Origin of the sequence: Pantoea cypripedii (assembly GCF_002095535.1) — a bacterium.
In the GTDB taxonomy this organism is placed as follows: Bacteria; Pseudomonadota; Gammaproteobacteria; order Enterobacterales; family Enterobacteriaceae; genus Pantoea; species Pantoea cypripedii.
This window is the reverse complement of the sequence record NZ_MLJI01000002.1, coordinates 754,376-774,927: the sequence shown is the minus strand read 5'-3', so window position 1 is coordinate 774,927 and position 20,552 is coordinate 754,376. Positions and strand designations below refer to the sequence as shown.

General features: G+C 56.8%; 19 protein-coding genes and 1 pseudogene. 15 read left to right on the top strand and 5 right to left on the bottom strand.

All coding sequences use genetic code 11. From position 1 onward, the window contains the following. Positions 1–25 precede the first annotated feature (25 nt). The 5 genes from hypE to hypA are packed head-to-tail and all read right to left on the bottom strand — an operon-like array spanning position 26 to position 3,623. The gene (gene hypE / locus HA50_RS24815) at positions 26–1,036 is read right to left on the bottom strand and encodes a hydrogenase expression/formation protein HypE (protein WP_084879465.1); all 1,011 of its coding nucleotides are present in this window, start codon (positions 1,034–1,036) and stop codon (positions 26–28) included. After that, positions 1,033–2,154, bottom strand: a complete 1,122-nt coding sequence (gene hypD / locus HA50_RS24810; RefSeq protein ID WP_084879464.1) for a hydrogenase formation protein HypD — start codon at positions 2,152–2,154, stop codon at positions 1,033–1,035. Before hypD ends, hypE begins: the two co-directional genes overlap by 4 nt. Then, positions 2,154–2,414, bottom strand: a complete 261-nt coding sequence (locus HA50_RS24805; RefSeq protein ID WP_084879463.1) for a HypC/HybG/HupF family hydrogenase formation chaperone — start codon at positions 2,412–2,414, stop codon at positions 2,154–2,156. Before HA50_RS24805 ends, hypD begins: the two co-directional genes overlap by 1 nt. Next, on the bottom strand, positions 2,405–3,268 hold the full coding sequence (gene hypB, locus HA50_RS24800) for a hydrogenase nickel incorporation protein HypB (RefSeq protein WP_084879462.1): 864 nt from the start codon (positions 3,266–3,268) through the stop codon (positions 2,405–2,407). Before hypB ends, HA50_RS24805 begins: the two co-directional genes overlap by 10 nt. Then, positions 3,261–3,623, bottom strand: coding sequence for a hydrogenase maturation nickel metallochaperone HypA (gene hypA, locus HA50_RS24795; protein ID WP_084879461.1), 363 nt, complete (start codon positions 3,621–3,623; stop codon positions 3,261–3,263). Before hypA ends, hypB begins: the two co-directional genes overlap by 8 nt. Before the next feature lie 207 nt (positions 3,624–3,830). Between hypA and hycA the strand changes: the two genes are divergently transcribed. The 15 genes and pseudogenes from hycA (at position 3,831) to HA50_RS24715 (ending at position 20,426) form a co-directional block, all read left to right on the top strand. Next, positions 3,831–4,283 carry a formate hydrogenlyase regulator HycA gene (gene hycA, locus HA50_RS24790; RefSeq protein ID WP_084879460.1) on the top strand — a complete coding sequence of 151 codons (453 nt, stop codon included), beginning with the start codon at positions 3,831–3,833 and terminating at the stop codon, positions 4,281–4,283. A gap of 88 nt (positions 4,284–4,371) precedes the next feature. Beyond that, a pseudogene (locus HA50_RS24785) lies at positions 4,372–4,978 on the top strand (4Fe-4S dicluster domain-containing protein). After that, the gene (gene hycC, locus HA50_RS24780; RefSeq protein WP_084879459.1) at positions 4,975–6,783 is read left to right on the top strand and encodes a formate hydrogenlyase subunit 3; all 1,809 of its coding nucleotides are present in this window, start codon (positions 4,975–4,977) and stop codon (positions 6,781–6,783) included. Before HA50_RS24785 ends, hycC begins: the two are co-directional and overlap by 4 nt. A gap of 9 nt (positions 6,784–6,792) precedes the next feature. Next, on the top strand, positions 6,793–7,719 hold the full coding sequence (locus HA50_RS24775) for a respiratory chain complex I subunit 1 family protein (protein ID WP_084879458.1): 927 nt from the start codon (positions 6,793–6,795) through the stop codon (positions 7,717–7,719). 18 nt (positions 7,720–7,737) lie between these two features. Continuing rightward, positions 7,738–9,447 (top strand): hydrogenase large subunit, encoded by a 1,710-nt coding sequence (locus tag HA50_RS24770; protein WP_084879457.1) that lies wholly within the window; start codon positions 7,738–7,740, stop codon positions 9,445–9,447. Between the two features lie 12 nt (positions 9,448–9,459). Further along, positions 9,460–10,005 carry a formate hydrogenlyase complex iron-sulfur subunit gene (locus HA50_RS24765; protein ID WP_084879456.1) on the top strand — a complete coding sequence of 182 codons (546 nt, stop codon included), beginning with the start codon at positions 9,460–9,462 and terminating at the stop codon, positions 10,003–10,005. Continuing rightward, complete coding sequence (locus tag HA50_RS24760) at positions 10,002–10,766, top strand: NADH-quinone oxidoreductase subunit B family protein (RefSeq protein WP_084879455.1); 765 nt, start codon at positions 10,002–10,004, stop codon at positions 10,764–10,766. The genes HA50_RS24765 and HA50_RS24760 overlap by 4 nt, the downstream gene beginning before the upstream one ends. Beyond that, the gene (locus HA50_RS24755) at positions 10,766–11,176 is read left to right on the top strand and encodes a formate hydrogenlyase maturation HycH family protein (protein ID WP_084879454.1); all 411 of its coding nucleotides are present in this window, start codon (positions 10,766–10,768) and stop codon (positions 11,174–11,176) included. Before HA50_RS24760 ends, HA50_RS24755 begins: the two co-directional genes overlap by 1 nt. Continuing rightward, positions 11,169–11,645 (top strand): hydrogenase maturation peptidase HycI, encoded by a 477-nt coding sequence (hycI, locus tag HA50_RS24750; RefSeq protein ID WP_084879453.1) that lies wholly within the window; start codon positions 11,169–11,171, stop codon positions 11,643–11,645. The genes HA50_RS24755 and hycI overlap by 8 nt, the downstream gene beginning before the upstream one ends. A 218-nt stretch (positions 11,646–11,863) precedes the next feature. Continuing rightward, the gene (hydN, locus tag HA50_RS24740; RefSeq protein ID WP_084879451.1) at positions 11,864–12,412 is read left to right on the top strand and encodes an electron transport protein HydN; all 549 of its coding nucleotides are present in this window, start codon (positions 11,864–11,866) and stop codon (positions 12,410–12,412) included. 14 nt (positions 12,413–12,426) lie between these two features. Further along, a complete protein-coding gene (gene fdhF, locus HA50_RS24735) occupies positions 12,427–14,577 on the top strand; it encodes a formate dehydrogenase subunit alpha (protein WP_084879450.1) in 2,151 nt (716 codons plus the stop codon). Beyond that, entirely contained in the window at positions 14,577–16,850 is a 2,274-nt protein-coding gene (gene hypF / locus HA50_RS24730; RefSeq protein ID WP_084879449.1) for a carbamoyltransferase HypF, read from the top strand. Before fdhF ends, hypF begins: the two co-directional genes overlap by 1 nt. Before the next feature lie 4 nt (positions 16,851–16,854). Next, the gene (locus HA50_RS24725; RefSeq protein ID WP_084879448.1) at positions 16,855–17,868 is read left to right on the top strand and encodes a HoxN/HupN/NixA family nickel/cobalt transporter; all 1,014 of its coding nucleotides are present in this window, start codon (positions 16,855–16,857) and stop codon (positions 17,866–17,868) included. Between the two features lie 448 nt (positions 17,869–18,316). Further along, complete coding sequence (locus HA50_RS24720) at positions 18,317–19,354, top strand: Abi family protein (protein WP_084879447.1); 1,038 nt, start codon at positions 18,317–18,319, stop codon at positions 19,352–19,354. A 145-nt stretch (positions 19,355–19,499) separates the two neighbouring features. Continuing rightward, on the top strand, positions 19,500–20,426 hold the full coding sequence (locus HA50_RS24715) for an aminoimidazole riboside kinase (RefSeq protein ID WP_084879446.1): 927 nt from the start codon (positions 19,500–19,502) through the stop codon (positions 20,424–20,426). Positions 20,427–20,552: the final 126 nt, after the last annotated feature.

Here is a 20,552-nt window from a genome sequence, read left to right as displayed (position 1 = left end):
TTCATTGGACAATTAATGGTTTAGGTCAACAAATGCGTGGCAAGGGTTCAGAATGCGGCAGATCCAGGACGCGTCTTATACCGTAAAGGCCGCTCACTCTGACACCGCGCTGTTCGACAACCTCGCCGATAAGGGTGGCCTGGCGGCCTAAAGGATGGTTTTGTAACGCAGCGATGACCGCCGGAGCCGCCTGACGCGTGGCAACTATCACCAGTTTGCCTTCGTTAGCAAAATTCAGGGCGTCCAGCCCCAGCAACTCACAAACGCCGCGCACTGCCGGGGTGATCGGTAGTTGGCTTTCAACAATGTCCATGCCGCAGCCGCTGGCAGCAGCAAACTCATGCAGCACCGCATTTACGCCGCCGCGCGTGGCATCTCGCAACGCTTTCACACCTTGTATCGCCACCAGCGGCGCAATCAACGGCGTCAGGGCCGCACAATCGCTGTGTAAATCCCCGTCCAGCCCCAGCTCCTCTCGTAAATTCAGGATGGTCGCACCGTGGTCACCCAGGGTACCGCTGACAATCAGAACATCACCCGCTGCAATTTGTGTGGCCCCCCAGCTCAGCCCGGCGGGGATGGCACCGAGGCCAGCGGTGTTAATAAATAACTTATCCGCCGCGCCGCGCGGCACCACTTTGGTGTCACCGGTGACGATGCTGACCCCCGCGTCTCTCGCCGCCTGCGCCATGCTGGCGACCGTGCGTTCCAGTGTCGCCAGCGGTAATCCTTCTTCAAGGATAAAACCACAGGAGAGCCAGCGCGGTTGCGCGCCGCTGACGGCAATGTCATTCACCGTGCCGCACACGGCAAGTTTGCCAATATCACCACCGGGGAAAAACAGCGGATCGATAACGTAGCTGTCCGTGGAAAACGCCAGACGATCGCCACGGGCAGTCAGCTCACTCAGGGCCAGTCTGGCCTGGTCTTCCTGCTCCGTCAGCCACGGGTTATCAAAGGCGCTCATAAACAGGCTGGCGATAAGCTGCTGCATCGCCCGTCCACCACTGCCGTGGGCTAATTCAATGGATTTCATGCGTTAACTTCCTGACTTCTGTACTGATACCAGGCCGCGCAGGCTCCCTCGGAAGAGACCATTAACGCGCCAAAAGCATTTTGTGGATTACAGCCGCTGCCAAACATCGGGCACTGATGGGGTTTACAGCGTCCGGTCAGCACATCACCGCAGCGGGCGCGCGGATCGTCATACACCTGCTGCGGTTGCGGCCGGAAATGGGCCTCCGCATCAAACTGACGATAAGGCTCCGTCAACCGCACGCCGGATTCGGCGATCACCCCTAGCCCACGCCACTCCGACTCACCCTGTACGCAAAAAACCTCGCCCATGGCGCGCTGCGCCAGGGCATTTCCGGCATCCGGCACCACGCGTTTGTACTGATTCTCTACCTGGCTGTGACCCGCAATTTTTTGCTCCACCAGCATCAACACGCCCTGCAATAAATCCAGCGGCTCGAAACCCGCCACCACCAGCGGACGGCTGAACTGGTCGGCAATAAAATCGTAAGCGGCGGTACCGATCACCATGCTGACATGGCCCGGCGCCAGAAAGGCATCGATGCCGTTGTCCGGCTGAGAAAGCAGGCTATGCAACGTCGGAATCAGGGTGATGTGCTGACAAAAGAAGGTGAAGTTGGTCACGCCCAGCGCTTTGGCCTGCTGCAACGTGATGGCAGTGGCGGGCATGGTGGTTTCAAAGCCCAGACCGAAAAACACCACTTTGCGTTGCGGGTGTTGCTGCGCCAGATGCAGGGCATCCATCGGCGAATACACCACCCGCACATCCGCCCCGCGCGCTTTAGCCTGTAGCAGTGAGCCGTTCTTACCCGGCACGCGCATCGCATCGCCAAAAGTGCAGAAAATCACCTCCGGGTGGCTGGCGATTTCAATGCAGCTATCGATGCGACCCATCGGTAATACGCACACCGGGCAACCCGGCCCGTGTATAAACTCGATGTTTTTCGGCAACAACTGGTCGAGGCCAAAGCGGAAAATGGCGTGGGTATGGCCGCCACACACTTCCATCATGCGCAGCGGCCGCTGTTCGCTATAAGTCAGCAGCGGCGCGCGGGCCTGCAACCTGTCAATCAGTTGCATCACCCTGGCAGGATCGCGGTATTCATCCACGTAACGCATCAGCTGCGCTCCTCGCCATAAAGCAATGCTCCGACATCCGGCTCCACCGCAAACATGTTTTGCAGCGCATCCAGGGTGTCGCGGGCTTCTGCTTCGTCAATCACGCTCATGGCAAAACCGACGTGCACCAGTACCCACTGACCCACGGCGGCATCGCCCACCAGCGCCAGATTGACATCACGTTGTACGCCACAAACATCCACTCTGGCACTGCCATCAGCCTCGCGCGCCACAATCTGGCCGGGGATCCCTATGCACATCGTTCCGCCTCCAGCCAGTCGATCCACTCATCCATACCGGCACCGCTGGTAGCGGAAAGGCAGATAATTTTAATCTCCGGATTCACCTCACGGGCATAAGCCAGGCACTTCGCCACATCGAACTGTAAATAAGGCAGCAGATCGATTTTGTTCAACAGCATCAACGATGCGGCAGCGAACATATATTTGTATTTCAGCGGCTTGTCTTCACCTTCGGTGACCGAAAGCACCGCCACTTTATGGCGCTCTCCCAGATCAAACCCCGCCGGACACACCAGGTTGCCGACATTCTCAATAAACAACACGCCCTCCGCGGCCAGTGGCAGGCGCAACATGGCATCACGGATCATCTGAGCATCAAGATGGCAACCTTTGCCAGTGTTGACCTGAATCGCAGGCGTACCGGTGGCGCGAATACGCGCAGCATCGTTCACCGTCTGCTGATCCCCTTCAATCACGGCGCAGGAAACGCGCCCCTGCAAACGCTTCAGGGTTTCGGTCAGCAGCGTGGTTTTACCGGAACCGGGGCTGGAGACCAGATTCAGCGCCAGCTGACGTTGCGCCGCAAACTGCGCGCGGTTATAAGTCGCCAGCTGCTGGTTTTTGTCCAGCACATCCAGTTCTATTTCCAGCATCCGGCGCTGGGTGATGCCCGGCGCGTGGGTACCCGCCACGCCGTGGCCGTAATGCAGGTCGCCCTGTTGATCTTCTGTGGGGGCGAATTTCACGCCGGTGATTTGCTGCACCGGACGCCCAACCGGCGCAAAAGGCGCGCTGCGGAAAGCCGAATGCGGATTGTGCTCGTCCCCTTCGATATACCGGTTGCCTTCGCCGCAACCGCAGGTACTACACATGGTTTATCTCCTGATCAATTTCCAGCCGCTTAATTTGCACACCATCGTCCGCGACGATACGCAGGTCACTGCCACCGCACTGCGGGCATCGCCTGACCCGCTGAGTCAGTAAGGTGACGTATGCCTGACAGGCATGGCACCAGCACTCCGCTTCCTGCTGATGGAGATGCAGCTCGCAGCCTTCCGCCAGCGTGCCGCGGCACGCCAGTTCAAAGCAAAACGCCATCGCGCTGCTCTCAACGCAGGAAAAAGCACCGACCTCAAGCCAGACACCGGTTACGCGCCGTGCGGCATGTTGTCGTGCGTGAGTCTCAATTAGTTCGACCGCACGCTGACAAAGGGTTATTTCGTGCATGTTTTGCCTCCGGGGGTAACTGAGGCGGGTCATGCAAGGACGGTGCCAGGCAGGACGTCACCCAGATGGCAAAGATGACGAAATGACACGTCACTTTCGGCGAATGCTGACGGATTAAATATTATTAATCAATAAATACAATAAGTTAAAAACATGGCACGAAACGTGCCTTATGGGGATATCAGCACAATACAGAGTGAAACAAAGATGGACATTAGGGAACTGAGTGAAAAAGCAGAATACATCGCCGACAAGCATCAACGTATGCAGGCCCAGTGGAAGCTATACGGCAATACCCTGACCCAGGGGATTACGCTGGCAAAAGCCAGGCTGTATCACACTGTGGCATCCAGCCCGCACGATGAACTGCGCTTCTTCCTGTTTGATCACTTCGTGATCCAAATCCGGCCTGGTGAGGGCTTCAACAGCCACAGCATTGAGTATCACCTCGAACTGCCGGAAGGAGGGGATAACATCATGATAGCTAAAGCAAGTATCAACGAAGAAGGCAACATAGACGGCGGCTTCAGTATTCGTGACCGCGAGCAGGTGCTCGCCCACTACCTTGATCTGATCCGTCCGGTTTACGACAGCCTCTATCTCGCAGCACATGAAAACATTCCTGTGTCGATAGAACAGCTGCAACGCGCCGTTGTGTGAGTAACGCTGGGTGTCGAAAACTGTCGAAGCGGCAGGATATCGGCATGGTTTCGTCAAAAATGACGACAGTCACCTGAGGAACCCGTTGGTGAACCGTTTTGTTATCGCTGATTCAAAATTATGTATTGGTTGCCATACCTGCGAAGCAGCCTGTTCTGAGGCACACCGCCTGCAGGGTTTGCAATCCATGCCACGCCTGAGAGTAATGCGTAACCGGGATGAGTCGGCACCACAGCTGTGCCGTCACTGCGAAGATGCGCCCTGCGCCGGTGTCTGTCCGGTAAATGCCATTACCCGGCAGGATGGCGCAGTACAGCTCAACGCCAATCTGTGCGTCAGTTGCAAACTGTGTGGCATTGCCTGCCCGTTTGGGGCCATCGAATTTTCCGGCAGCCGCCCGGTATCGATCCCCGCCAACGTCCATAGCGCCAAAGCCCCACCGGCACCTCCGGATCCGGCCAGCGTCAGTACGCTGCTGGACTGGGTGCCTGGCGTGCGTGCCGTGGCGGTGAAATGCGATCTGTGCAGTTTCGATGAAAGTGGCCCCGCCTGTGTACGCACCCTGCCCCACCAAGGCGCTGCGTATGGTCGATAACAACGACATCGCTATCGCCAGCAAGCGTAAGCGCGAGTTAACCCTTGGGGTGACGCTCGGCGATCTGAGTCTGTTCAGCCAGCCAGAGGCAAGAAAATGAATGCATTGATTCTGATTCACTGGGCGTTGCCGGGATTGCTTGCCAGCGCGTTGCTGGCAGGAATCACCGCGCCTGCGCGCCCGCTCAGCGGTTTTATTGCCGGGGCAGGCGGGGCAATCAGCTGCGCGCTGCTGCTGGCGGCGGGTATACAGGGGTTGGCCGGGTTCAGCGGGAGCGCCCCCCTGTGGCACTGGCAGTTGCAACTCAACGCTTTTAATGCGGTGTGGCTGGTGACGGTGGCCGCTTGTGGCCTGTTTATCTCGCTGTTTAACATCGCCTGGCACCGGCATCACGCCATCAAGGCCAACGGCTTGCTGGTCAACCTGATCCTGGCTGCCAGTGTGGCCGCCCTGGTGGCCGATAACTTCGCCACCCTGGTGCTGATGGCCGAAATCGTGTCACTGGCAGGCTACTTCCTCACCGGCTGCCGCCAGTCCGGGCAGCTGTGGTTTGCCCTCGGGCGGCTCGGCACCCTGTTGCTGGTGCTGGCCTGCTTCCTGCTGTGGCAGCAATACGGCACCCTCAGCTATAGCGGGTTACGCCTCGCGCTGCATGGTTCGGCGGTTTCACCGCTGGTGCTGATTTGTGGCCTGCTCGGCTTTGGCCTGCTGGCAGGCATTATCCCGCTGCACGGCTGGGTGCCGCTGGCACATGCCAATGCCCCGGCCCCGGCTGCGGCGCTGTTTTCTGCCGTGGTGCTGAAGATTGGCCTGTACGGCATCATGAGTTTTTCGCTGCTCAGTGATGTTCTGCCGCTGTGGTGGGGCGTGTTGATCCTGGTGCTGGGGATGGTGACGGCGTTTATCGGTGGGTTGTATGCACTGATGGAACACAACATCCAGCGCCTGCTGGCTTATCACTCGCTGGAAAATATCGGCATTATCCTGCTTGGGCTGGGTTGCGGCCTGACGGGGATGGCGCTTAACCAGCCCGTGCTGACGGCGCTCGGCATGACCGGTGGCCTCTACCATCTGTTCAACCACAGCCTGTTTAAAACCACGTTAATGCTGGGATCGGGCGCGGTGTGGTTTCGCACCGGTCATCTCGACATTGAAAAGCTGGGTGGGATTGGCAAACGGATGCCACTGATTTCACTGGCGATGCTAACCGGCCTGATGGCGATGGCCGCGTTGCCACCGCTGAATGGTTTTGCCGGGGAATGGGTGATTTATCAGGCCTTCTTCCACCTTGGCAGCCTGCCACCGTTTATCGCGCGTCTGATTGGACCGCTGCTGGCCGTTGGGCTGGCGATTACCGGTGCGCTGGCGGTGATGTGTATGGCGAAAGTGTATGGCGTGACATTTCTTGGTGCCCCCCGCACCGCGCAGGCGGAAAATGCCCGCCCCGCCCCGTGGCTGATGAATTTCTGCGTCGGTGTGCTGGCGCTGTGTTGTGTTGTGGCCGGTGTCGCCGCCCCCTGGCTGTTGCCGTTGTTACAGCAGGCCGTTCCGCTGCCGCTGCAAACCGCACAAACCACGGTTTCCCCGCCAATGATCGCCCTGCTGCTGATCGCCACGCCACTGCTGCCATTCATCCTGATGATCATCCTGCGCGGTGACCGCTTGCCAAACCGTTCGCGCGGCGCAGCCTGGGTGTGCGGCTATGGTCACGAGCAGGCGATGGTGATCACCGCAACTGGGTTTGCCCAGCCGGTAAAAGCCGCCTTTGCGCCGCTGCTGCGCCTGCGTCACATCCTGAATCCGGTCAGCTGGATACCGGGTTGGCGCGGAGAGTGGCTGGCCGGGTTCTTCCGCCGCCTGGCGTTTATTGAGCTGGCGATTTTGCTGGTCGCGGTCATTGCCTGAGGAGCTAACATGACGACGTTTTTATTTGCCCTGATCCAGGCTCTGGTGTTGTTTTTTGTTGCGCCGCTGTTGTCTGGTGTCACCCGCGTGGCCCGCGCCCGCCTGCATAATCGCCGGGGTCCTGGCGTGTTACAGGAATATCGCGACCTGCGCAAACTGCTGAGTCGCCAGAGCGTCGCGCCTGCCGCCTCCGGCTGGGTATTCCGCCTGATGCCGCTGGTGATGGTCGGCGTGATGCTGACCATCGCCACCACGCTACCGGTGGTCACACTGGCCTCACCATTGCCACCATTAGGTGACATTGTCACGTTAATCTATCTGTTCGCCATCGCCCGCTTCTTTTTTGCCATTGCCGGATTAGATACCGGCAGCCCATTTACCGGTATCGGTGCCAGCCGCGAAGCGATGCTCGGCGTGCTGGTGGAACCGATTTTGCTGCTCGGGCTGTGGGTAGCCGCGCAGGTCGCCGGTAGCACCCATATCAGCAATATCACCCTCACTGTCCATAGCTGGCCGTTCGCGCATAGCCTGACGCTGGGACTGGCGCTGGCGGCCTGCGCCTTCGCCACTTTTATCGAAATGGGCAAGCTGCCGTTCGATCTGGCCGAAGCGGAGCAGGAATTGCAGGAAGGCCCGCTGTCCGAATACAGCGGGGCCGGTTTTGCCGTCCTGAAATGGGGCATCTCACTGAAACAACTGGTGGTGTTGCAAATGTTTGTCGGCGTGTTTCTGCCCTGGGGGCAGATGACGGTATTCAGCTGGGGCGGACTGGCCCTCGCCGTGGTGCTGGCCATCGTCAAACTGCTGGCCGGGGTGCTGATTATCGCGCTGTTTGAAAACAGCATGGCGCGTCTGCGCATGCTCGAAACTTCACGCATCACCTGGGCCGGTTTTGGTATTGCATTTTTAGCTTTCGTCTCCTTGCTGGCGGCGTGATTGAAGAGAATTTTATCCATGTCTGAAGAAAAAATTGGTCAACATTATCTCGCCGCGCTGCATCAGCAATTTCCTCATGCGGTGCTGGAAGAAAGCTGGCAGACGCGTGATCAAATCACCATCACCGTCAAACTCGGCATGCTGCCGGAAATCGTTGAGTGGTTGTATTACCAGCAGGGAGGCTGGCTCTCGGTGCTGTTCGGCAATGATGAACGCCCGCTGTGCGGCAGCTTCGCGCTTTACTATGTGCTTTCGATGGAGCGCGGTACCAAATGCTGGATCACCGTACGGGTGCTGGTGGATGCCAACAAACCCGAGTTTCCTTCCGTCACACCGCGTGTACCTGCCGCCGTGTGGGGTGAACGTGAAGTCCGTGATATGTATGGCTTGCAACCGGTGGGTCTGCCGGATGAACGCCGCCTGGTGCTGCCGGATGACTGGCCGGACGATCTCTATCCGCTGCGAAAAGACAGCATGGATTATCGCCAGCGTCCGGCCCCAACCACTGACCGCGAAACCTATGAGTTCATCAATGAACTGGGCAGCAGCAAGAACAATGTGGTGCCAATCGGCCCGTTACACGTCACTTCCGATGAACCCGGTCATTTCCGTCTGTTTGTCGATGGCGAGAACATTATTGATGCCGATTATCGTCTGTTCTACGTGCATCGCGGCATGGAGAAGCTGGCGGAAACCCGCATGGGCTACAACGAGGTGACGTTCCTTTCCGATCGGGTGTGCGGTATCTGCGGCTTTGCCCACAGCACCGCGTATACCACCTCGGTTGAGAACGCCATGGGCATTGTGGTGCCGGAACGCGCGCAGATGATCCGTTCGATTCTGCTGGAAGTGGAACGCCTGCACAGCCATCTGCTCAATCTCGGCCTGGCCTGCCACTTTGTCGGTTTTGACTCCGGGTTTATGCAATTCTTCCGCGTGCGTGAGATGTCGATGAAGATGGCGGAAATCCTCACCGGCGCGCGTAAGACATATGGCCTGAACCTGATTGGCGGTATTCGCCGTGACCTGCTGAAAGATGACATGATCCAGACCCGCCAGCTGGCACAGCAGATGCGCCGTGAGGTGCAGAATCTGTCCGATATCCTGTTGAGCACGCCGAATATCGAGTCACGCACCGTTGGCATTGGTCGCCTCGACCCGCAAATCGCCCGTGATTTCAGTAACGTTGGCCCGATGGTGCGCGCCAGCGGCCACGCCCGTGACACCCGCGTCGATCACCCGTTTGCCGGCTACGGTCTGCTGCCGATGCAGATCAACAGCCTCGACGGATGTGACGTGCTGTCACGCCTGAAGGTACGCATCAACGAAGTGTTTACCGCGCTGAATATGATTGATTTCGGCCTCGATAACCTGCCGGGCGGCCCCCTTGCGGTGGAAGGCTTTACCTACATTCCCCATCGGTTTGCCCTCGGCTTCGCCGAAGCCCCGCGCGGCGATGATATCCACTGGAGTATGACGGGTGACAACCAGAAGCTGTATCGCTGGCGCTGCCGTGCGGCGACCTACGCCAACTGGCCGACCCTGCGCTATATGCTGCGCGGCAATACGGTTTCCGACGCGCCACTGATTATCGGCAGCCTCGACCCCTGCTACTCCTGCACTGACCGCATGACGGTGGTGGATGTGCGCCGCAAGAAAACCCAGGTCGTGCCTTACAAAGAGCTGGAGCGCTATAGCATCGAGCGCACCCATTCGCCGCTGAAATAGCCCGGAGCCACCATGTTTACTTTTATCAAAAAAGCCCTCAGCGGCGGGGTCGCCACCACCGATTACCCGCTGCAACCGGTCAGTGTGGCTGCCAATTTTCGTGGTAAGCCTGAGCATAATTCACAGCAGTGCATCGGCTGTGCTGCCTGCGTTAATGCCTGCCCTTCCAATGCGTTAAGCGTGGAAACCGATCTGGCGAGCAGGGAGCTGGCGTGGAGCTTTAACCTCGGACGCTGCATTTTCTGTGGTCGCTGTGAAGAGGTCTGCCCGACTGCCGCGATCCGGCTTTCTCAGCAGTACGAGTTGGCGGTCTGGGATAAAGCGGATTTGCTGCAACAGGCGCGCTTTCCGTTGTGTCACTGCCGCGACTGTGGTCGTCCTTTTGCGGTGCAGAAAGAGATCGATTACGCCATCGCGCTGTTGCAGCACAACGGCGATAGTCGCGCAGAAGCCCGCCGCAGCGCCTTCGAAACCTGCCCGGAGTGTAAACGCCAGCACAGCCTGGTCTCATCCGGGAATATTGAAGTCACCCGTCAGCTGGGAGGAATCAACCGATGAATAACTTAGTCGGCCCGCGCGATCAGCACGGGCAACCACTTCCGATGCCGGTGGAAGAATCCATTGCGCGCATGAAAACGTCGCTGCTGAAAAAGATAAAACGCTCCGCCTATGTTTACCGGGTGGACTGCGGCGGCTGCAACGGTTGCGAAATCGAGATTTTTGCCACTCTTTCGCCGATTTTTGATGCTGAACGCTTCGGTATCAAGGTGGTTCCCTCACCACGCCATGCCGATATTTTGTTGTTTACCGGGGCGGTGACCCGTTCTATGCGCGCACCGGCGTTACGCGCGTGGGAGTCCGCACCGGATCCGAAGATCTGCATTTCCTACGGTGCCTGCGGGAACAGCGGTGGCATTTTTCACGATCTTTACTGCGTCTGGGGCGGCACGGACAAAATTGTACCGGTGGATGTGTATATTCCAGGCTGCCCGCCTACCCCCGCCGCGACCTTGTTCGGGTTTGCGATGGCGCTTGGCCTGTTGGAGCAGAAAATCCATGCGCGCCCGGCGAGCGATCTGGATCTGCAACCCGCGCAGCTGTTGCATCCGCAGCTGGTGCAGCCGCTGCGCGTGCGTATCGATCGTGCCGCCCGTCGCATGGCGGGCTATCGCTATGGACGCCTGATTGCTGACAACTACATCAGCAAACTGTCGGCAGGTGATGGCGCCGTTCAGCAATGGCTGATGGAGGAGAATGATCCGCGCCTGACCGAGATCGTCGCCAGTCTGGAAAACCTGGTGCATCTGGAGCGCGTGTGATGAGCGAATCCGTGGTGTTTTGCCAGCTCAGCCGCAAGTTTATTGATGAAAATGACCATACGCCGCCGGATGCGCAGCAGGTGGTGTATTACAGCCTGGCGATCGGCCATCACCTCGGAGTGATTGATTGCCTGAAAGAAAGCCTGGTATGCCCGCTGGAGGCTTATCAGGCGTGGATCGCCACATTACCGGCAGACAGTGTGGCAAAACGCAAAATGGATGGGGTGCCACGCTACGGTGAAATCGTCATCGATCAAAGCCATGTGGTGATGCTGGCGCAGGCATTTGATAACGCCAGACCCCAGCAAACCCCGTCACAGCAGCGCTGGAGCCTGGCGCTGCTCGCTATGCTGCAAGCGATTCAACAGGAACCGGCGATTTATCTGATGGTCAGGAGGCGCTATGACTAAGGTTTTACTTTGCGTTGGCAACAATATGATGGGCGACGATGGCGCAGGCCCGCTACTGGCGGAAAAATGTCGCATCGCACCATGCGGTGACTGGACCGTGATTGACGGTGGCAGCGCGCCGGAAAACGACGTAGTTGCCATCCGCGCATTGCGCCCCGACCTGCTGTTGATTGTCGATGCCACCGATATGCTGCTGCCACCCGGCGCAATCCGGGTGATCGACCCGGACGATATCGCCGAAATGTTTATGATGACCACCCATAATATGCCGCTTAACTTCCTTATCGACCAGTTGAAGGAGGATGTCGGTGAGGTGGTGTTTATCGGCATCCAGCCGGATATTGTTGGCTTCAGTTATCCCATGACCGAGGCGGTAAAAAACGCCGTGGCTGAGGTGTACCAGAGGCTGGCAGACTGGGAAGGGAATGGCGGGTTTATGGCGCTGGAAGAGAGTGATTTTTCTTATTAGTTTCAAATGCAGACTGGCGCGGCTTATCTGGTCGCGCCAGGGTTCACACCTCTACGCATCCAGATGTCATCTCGCCACCAATGTCATCGTCAAAAGTGTCAATGTCACCGTCATTTTTCACCCCAGAAAAAATAACTATCTGATTTTTAACCACTAAAAACCTGGCACGGTTTATGAATAGCTCCTTCGCAACAACAAGTTGAATGCAGGAGTTTTTGATGAACCGTTTCATCATTGCCGATTCAGGCAAGTGTATTGGCTGCCGTACGTGCGAGGTGGCCTGTGTCGTGTCCCATCAGGAAAACCAGGACTGTTCCGCGCTCACCCCGCAAACCTTTCTGCCGCGCATTCACGTCATTAAAGGCGTGAATATCTCAACCGCTACCATGTGCCGTCAATGCGAAGACGCCCCGTGCGCCAACGCCTGCCCGAACGGTGCGATCAGCCGCGATCAGGGTTTTGTCCACGTCATGCAGGAACGCTGCATTGGCTGCAAAACCTGTGTCGTCGCCTGTCCCTACGGTGCGATGGAGGTCGTCGTCCGCCCGGTAATTCGTAACAGCGGTGCCGGACTGAACGTGATGGCGGAGAAAGCCGAGGCCAACAAATGTGACCTTTGCTACCACCGTGAATCCGGCCCGGCGTGTATGGAAGCCTGTCCGACCAATGCCATCCTGTGCGTCGATCGCAACAGGCTCGAACAGATGAGTGCCGAAAAACGCCGTCGTGCGGCGCTGGATGCTTCATCTCTGTCTTTCAACTTTTAACAGGCCTGCTGCTGATGAAAAAAATTACTACCGTCTGCCCCTACTGCGGTGCAGGCTGCAAACTGAAATTGGTCGTCGAAAATAATAAAATTCTGCGCGCCGAAGCCGCTGATGGCACAACTAACCAGAACGAACTGTGCCTGAAAGGCTATTACGGCTGGGATTTTCTTAACGACACCAAATTACTTACCCCACGGCTGACCCAGCCGATGATCCGCTATGAAAAAGGCGGCAAACTCCAGCCGGTGAGCTGGGAAGAGGCGATCAGCTACACGGCAAAACGTCTTAAAGCCATTAAACAGCAGTTCGGACCGCGCGCCATTATGACCACCGGTTCTTCACGCGGCACCGGTAACGAAACCAATTTCGTGATGCAGAAGTTTGCCCGCGCAGTGATCAATACCAATAACGTCGACTGCTGCGCCCGCGTCTGTCACGGCCCTTCCGTCGCCGGATTACAGGTCACGCTGGGTAACGGGGCGATGAGCAACTCCATCGGCGATATCGAAAACTCCAAATGCCTGCTGATCGTCGGCTACAACTGCGCTGACTCGCATCCGATCGTGGCGCGTCGTGTGATTAAAGCCAAAGGCAACGGGGCCAAAATCATCGTCTGCGACCCACGCCGTATCGAAACCGCGCGTATTGCCGATCAGCATCTGCAAATTAAAAACGGCTGCAATATGGCGCTGGTGAATGCCTTCGGCCATGTGTTGCTGGAAGAACAACTCTACGACAAAGAATACGTGGCAAAACACGCGGAAGGACTGGAAGCCTATCGTGAAATGGTGAAAGGCTACGCGCCGGAAGACGTCGAACATCTCACTGGCATCCCGGCCCAACAAGTGCGCCAGGCGATGCGCACCTTCGCTGCGGCACCTTCTGCCACCATTATGTGGGGCATGGGGGTTACACAATTCGGCCAGGCGGTGGATGTGGTGAAAGGCCTGTCCAGCCTGGCGTTACTGACCGGCAACCTTGGCCGGGAAAACGTCGGCGTGGGTCCGGTGCGCGGACAGAACAACGTGCAGGGTGCCTGTGATATGGGCGTACTGCCCAACCAATTCCCCGGTTACCAGGATGTGGTCGATGCCGATATCCGTGCCAAATTCGCCCACGCCTGGGGCATCGATCCGGCGGTGATGGATGACAAAGTGGGTGTGCGTATTACCGAAGTACCCCATCTGGCACTGGAAGGTAAGGTCAAAGCCTACTACATCATGGGGGAAGATCCGCTCCAGACCGAGGCGGATTTAGGTCTGGTACGTCAGGGCTTTGAGGCGCTCGACTTTGTGGTGGTGCAGGACATCTTTATGACCAAAACCGCCGAAGTGGCTGACGTACTGCTGCCCGCCACCTCCTGGGGCGAGCACGGCGGGGTATTTACCTGTGCTGACCGCGGCTTCCAGCGTTTTGAAAAAGCTATCGAACCGCAATACAACGTCAAACGTGACTGGGAAATCATCAGCCTGATCGCCACCGAGATGGGCTACCCGATGCACTACGACAACAACGAACAGATCTGGAATGAGCTGCGCGAACTGTGCCCGTTGTTCTACGGCGTGACCTACGAAAAAATGGGTGATATGGGACATGTACAGTGGCCGTGTCCTACCCTGGACCATCCCGGCACGCCTTATCTGTATAAAGACAGCAAGTTCGATACCCCAAGCGGTAAAGGCCAGCTGTTCGCTGCCGAATGGCGCGCACCAGCGGAAGTGCCGGATGAGGAGTATCCGCTGGTACTCTGTACGGTACGTGAAGTGGGCCACTACTCCTGTCGCTCCATGACCGGCAACTGCGCCGCCTTGCAGACGCTGGCGGATGAACCGGGCTTTATGCAAATCAATCCAGTCGATGCCGCCGCGCTGGGTATCGAAGACCGTCAGCTGGTATGGGTCAGTTCACGGCGCGGTAAGGTGATCAGCCGTGCCGACGTTAATGAACGTATCAATCAGGGCTCGGTGTATATGACGTATCAGTGGTGGATTGGGGCCTGTAATGAGCTGACTCAGGATAATCTCGACCCCATTTCCAAAACACCGGAAACCAAGTATTGCGCGGTCAATGTCAGCGCCATTGAGGATCAGGCCTGGGCCGAAATGTATGCCCAGACCACCTACAATGAGATGAAAGCGCGACTGCGTGAAGCGGCAGAGGCGTAATGCGTCTCCTGCCGACGAAAGATCCCTCGTCTGAGGGATCTGATTACGGCGTGGCACTGCGCATTCGCGGCAAAGTTCAGGGGGTGGGTTTCCGCCCTTATGTCTGGCAGCTGGCACAGCGGCTACAACTGAGCGGTGATGTCTGCAACGACGGTGCCGGGGTACTGGTGCGCCTGACCCGTCACTCCGACGCCTTTCTCACCGCGCTCCATCTGCATTGCCCTCCGCTGGCACGCATTGATCGCGTGGAACAACAGGCGATGCGCTGGACCACGCCGCCGCAAGGATTCACCATTCGCCACAGTGACATCAGCGCGATGGAGACTCAGATCGCCCCGGATGCGGCTACCTGCCCTGCGTGCCTGCGCGAACTGAATGACCCGGACGATCGCCGCTACCGTTATCCGTTTATCAACTGTACCCACTGTGGCCCGCGCTTCACCATCATTCGCGCGATGCCTTATGACCGGCCTGCTACCGTGATGGCGGCGTTTCCGCTATGCCCGACCTGCCACGATGAATACCACAACCCGATGGACCGGCGCTTCCATGCCCAGCCGGTGGCCTGCGCGGATTGTGGTCCGCAGATTTTCTGGCACAGCGCTGATCAATACCTTAAGGGGGAAAACGCGCTGCAACAGGCGGTTGCTGCGCTGCGAGCAGGAAACATCGTGGCGGTGAAAGGATTGGGCGGTTTTCATCTGGCAGTGGATGCGCGCAATCACGCTGCGGTCCAGCGATTGCGGCTGCGCAAGTGCAGGCCGTCAAAACCGTTTGCGGTGATGGTCGCAGATACTGCGGGATTACCCGCTGAGGCGTTGTTGCATCTTACCTCAGCCGCGGCACCAATTGTGCTGGTGGAGCAGACTGCCGTCACCGGGTTAAGCGCTGCCATCGCGCCAGGACGCAATGAAATCGGCGTAATGCTACCGGCCAACCCTCTGCAACATCTGCTGCTACAGGATTTTGGCGGCCCGCTGGTCATGACCTCCGGTAATCTTAATGGCCTGCCACCCGCCATTGATAATCAGCAGGCGCTGGTGGAACTGGCGGACATTGCTGATGGCTGGCTGCTGCATAATCGCGCCATCCTGCAACGCATGGATGATTCCGTGATGCGCGCCAGCGGTGAGATGTTGCGCCGCGCCAGGGGGTTTGTCCCGGATGCCCTCGCCCTGCCGCCCGGCTTCGACAATCTGCCGCCCATTCTGGCTCTCGGCGGCGACCTTAAGAACACCTTCTGCCTGGCACGCGGTGAGCAGGCAGTGCTGAGTCAGTACCTCGGCGATCTGACGCAAAATGGCAGTGAAGCACAGTGGCGACGCGCATTAAAGCTGATGTGTGAAATCTACCACTTTGAACCGCAGCGAGTGGTTATCGATGCCCATCCGGCCTGGCACAGTTCACGGCTGGGACGGGAAATGACGTTGCCGCTGACCGAAGTTCTGCATCACCACGCCCACGCTGCCGCCTGCATGGCCGAACATCACTGGCCGCTGACAGGCGGCAACGTCATCGCGCTGGCGCTGGACGGCATTGGCTATGGCGCGAACGGCCAATTCTGGGGCGGTGAATGCCTGCGGGTGGATTATCGTGATTGTCAGCATCTCGGCGGCCTGCCGCCCGTCGCGCTGCCAGGAGGCGATCTGGCGGCCCACCAGCCATGGCGTAACCTGCTGGCGCAGTGCGAAGCCTTTGTGCCGGACTGGCAGCGCTACCCTGAAACCACTGTGGTGCGTCAGCAGAACTGGCAACCGCTGGCGAAGGCGATCCAGCGCAGCATCAATGCCCCGCTCGCCTCTTCCTGCGGCCGCCTGTTTGATGCCGTGGCGGCGGCGCTGGGCTGCGCCCCCTTGCAGCAAAGTTACGAAGGGGAAGCAGCGTGCCTGCTGGAAACGCTGGCGCTCGATCATGGCCCCTGCCAGCATCCTGTCACCTTACCTCTGGTAAATGGTCAACCTGATATGGCCACTTTCTGGCGGCAGTGGCTGGGCTGGCAGAGTAGCGGCCCGGAGCGGGCATGGGCATTTCATGATGCACTGGCTCGGGGGCTGGCGGACCTTGCGCGCCATCATGCCCGGTTACAGGGCATTACCACCCTCGTCTGCTGTGGCGGCGTGATGCACAACCGGCTGATGCGTGCCCGCCTGGCGTTCTACCTCGCTGATTTTCAGGTTTTCTTCCCGCAACAGTTACCTGCCGGTGACGCTGCTCTTTCGTTCGGCCAGGCATTGATCGCCGCTGCCCATCTGCTGACAAACCCACAAGGATAGAATGATGTATTTACCTGAATCCGCTACGACCTCACGCGCAGGCGTCTTGCTGGCGCTGCTGGTCACCGTCAATTTTGCCGCCTGGGCATGGGCGCTGGGGATTTTCCGTCACAGCCCGGCGCTGGTCGCCGCCAGCCTGCTGGCATGGTGCTATGGCCTGCGCCACGCCGTCGATGCGGACCATATCGCTGCAATTGATAACGTCACCCGTAAGATGATGCAGCAGGGAAAGCGTTCGATTGGTATTGGTGCCTGGTTCTCTCTCGGCCATTCCAGCATCGTTATCCTCGCGTCGCTGGCGATTGCCGCGACGGCCACTGCCTTCCAGCATCGTATGAGCTGGTTCCATGAGGTCGGTGGGGTGATCGGCACTGCTGTGTCCGCCTGTTTTTTACTGGCGATGGCGCTGCTGAATCTGGTGATTTTGAAGAGCGTATGGCGCAATTTCCGCCAGTGGAAACGCGGTGAAGTGCTCACCGCCGATACCCTCGACATGGCCGGTGGCGGCATGATGAGTTGGTTGTTCAATTCCGCCTTTAAGATGGTGAATAAAAGCTGGCATATGTATCTGGTGGGCTTTTTGTTTGGCTTAGGTTTTGATACCGCCACCGAGATTGGCGTGCTGGGTATCTCTGTCGCCAGCGCCTCTTCCGGTATCTCAATCTGGTCGATTATGGTTTTTCCGGTGCTGTTTGCCAGCGGCATGATGCTGGTGGATACCCTCGATAATATCCTGATGGTCAGCGCTTACGGCTGGGCATTCAATAAACCCCAGCGCAAGCTTTACTACAACATGACCATTACCGGCACCTCCGTGATTGCCGCGTTATTTATTGGCGGACTGGAGGCGCTGGGTCTGCTGGCGGATAAATTCGGGATGCAGGGGGGGGTGTGGGATTGGGTCAGCGCGCTTAACGATAATCTCGGCAATGCGGGTTTTGTCGTAGTGGGGCTGTTTGTCATCAGCTGGGTAATGTCAATGCTGAACTATCGCTGGAAAGGGTATGATTTTTTGTAATTTTTTCGACCCAGTAGATCAGCGGCACCGGTTTATGTTGTCCACATTCAGGGTGCATATCCCGCCCAAAACCCTGTGGATAAATCCTGTCAGGCTGCGCCACGACGGGGCCGGGAAAGAGGCGGTTATTTACTGACCGCTTCGATTTCCTGGCTTACCCTGGCAAAAAGCTGTCTCCGGTTATTCTGTCAGGTCAATTCAACAGGTTGCATACATGTGGGGAAGAAAACCGGTGAAATCTCAGGTACTGAAACAAAGATTCTGTGTATTCCTTTAACCGTTGGTATCAGGCTAGAATGGCGAGGTTAAGTGCGTTGTAAAACGCTATAAAAGCGAAACCCCGAGAGGGACTTACGTCTGTCTCGGGGCTCTGGGTAGATTGTTGGTGGCGCGTGGATTAACTCCAGAGGGGCCGGTCCAACTGCTCTGAAAAGGATTTTAAATAGCTATGGCCGAAAGTCAAGTTCCTTATTACTATGAGCAAACTACTAATGAATTGGTGGCAAACCTTTCTGACAAAAGATTCAAGCCCTACCTGATTAATGCGGGCTTCAAAAAAGAGTTCGCATTTGCGTTGTACTTATATAACGCCAGAATGGCAAAATCATTTCTTTACCCCCTCCATGTGCTTGAAGTCACCTTAAGAAACCGTATTCACAGCGTTTTCAGAAAGCAATTTAGCGACAACTGGTGCCACGACAAATACTTTAGAAGTATACTTTCTTCTGAGAGTCGAAACGTGCTGGATATGGGAATTGATCGGGCCAATACTCATGATGTTGAGGATGTAGTATCAACCCTATCATTTGACTTTTGGTCTAATCTTTTTCGTCCCGAATATGACCGCGATATCTGGCAAAATCTGATGGTAAAACTCCTTCCTTCTCAAAATATCACAAGAAAAGAATTTCAGAAAAGAGTCAAACTACTCAACAACTTCCGCAACCGAATCGCCCATCACGAGCCGATCCATAAACTTGATCTCAGTGAGTTGCATAAAGTTATTTTAGAGACACTGCAATGGATTTCTCCAGAGATGTCAGTATGGGTCAAACATTTTTCTACTGTAAACTCCAGTCTGCGTACCCGTCCTCACCTAAATGCCAATGACACCGTAAGTTATAAAACGACCAGCGACAACAATTTTATTCAGGTGTCGCCTGAGGATAATATTGATATCGATTTCTCCAGACGATTTATTGTCTGTTTGAATCAGGATGACCTTGTAGCCGTTATTGAAAAACAACATATAGCTGATTTTCTATACTCACTACGTAATAACGGTGAATTGCTGATCTCCCTTCGGGAGTATACATTTAGTGACGTTATAAATTTTTCATCACTCAAGCTGAATGCTCTCCGATGCCCTCCCACGCTTAATATCACCCACGTATCTTCTCTTCTCAAAAAAAAGGTGATGTACATCGTGATCCAGCAAGATAAGCAAATACACGGGGTTATTGCGAAAGCACACCGTAAATACTGAGCACATTTATGGCTGTGTGATGCAGATCGCTCTCACACAACACGAACTCACTTCCACTCCACAACACCCATATCAGACAAATTTCGATTGCCTTGCTAAACCGGTTTAGTTAATTTTCTACAAAATTACTTTTGGAGATGATGACATGGCAGCACGAGTCTGGTGTTTGGGAGACGCCGTTGTAGATCTGTTACCGGAAGGGCCGGGACGCCTGATGCAGTGCCCCGGTGGCGCGCCAGCCAATGTTGCGGTAGGGATTGCCCGGCTTCAGGGGAACAGCGGATTTATTGGTCGCGTCGGTGATGACCCTTTTGGCCATTTTATGTGCCGGACGCTAGCCGACGAACAGGTGGATACGCACTTTATGACCGCCGATCCTGCCCATCGCACCTCGACGGTGGTGGTCGCACTGGATGAAGACGGTGAGCGTTCATTTACCTTTATGGTGCGCCCGAGCGCCGATCTGTTTATTGAGCCCGATGATTTACCTGAATTCCAGGCCGGAGAATGGCTGCACTGCTGCTCCATCGCGCTGGCGGCGGAGCCTTCACGCGCCACCACATTCACCGCGATGCAATGCGTTCAGGCGGCAGGTGGTTTTGTCAGCTTCGACCCGAATATTCGTCACGATTTATGGCCGGATGCCGCCGACCTGCTCCACTGCCTGAACCAGGCGTTGCAGCTAGCAGATGTGGTGAAACTTTCCGAAGAGGAGCTGGCATTTGCCACCGGTTCAGCAGATATCGATGCCAGCATGCGGCAACTGGCCGAGCAATTCGATATAAAACTGCTGCTGGTGACGCAGGGCAAGGCGGGAGTCAAAGCCTGCCATAACGGCCAGACCTGCCATTATCCGACCTTACCCGTGATCAGCGTGGACACCACCGGTGCGGGCGATGCCTTTGTCGCGGGATTATTGTGGGGACTGGCGCAGCATGGCCTGCCGGAAAACGAACCTCAGCTGGCGGCCCGCCTTGCCAGTGCACAGATCTGTGGCGCGCTGGCGACCACCGCCAAAGGTGCCATGACCGCCCTGCCTTATTTCCACCAGCTTGAGGAGCAACTCAGCTAATTTCTGGCCCGGTTAACGCTGCGTTTTGCGAGCCATCTCACAATCACTAAATCGGTTTAGCAAATTTCATTGCGCGGAGAAATTACCCGTGATTATGATTCAACGCCTAAACCGGTTTAGCAAAAA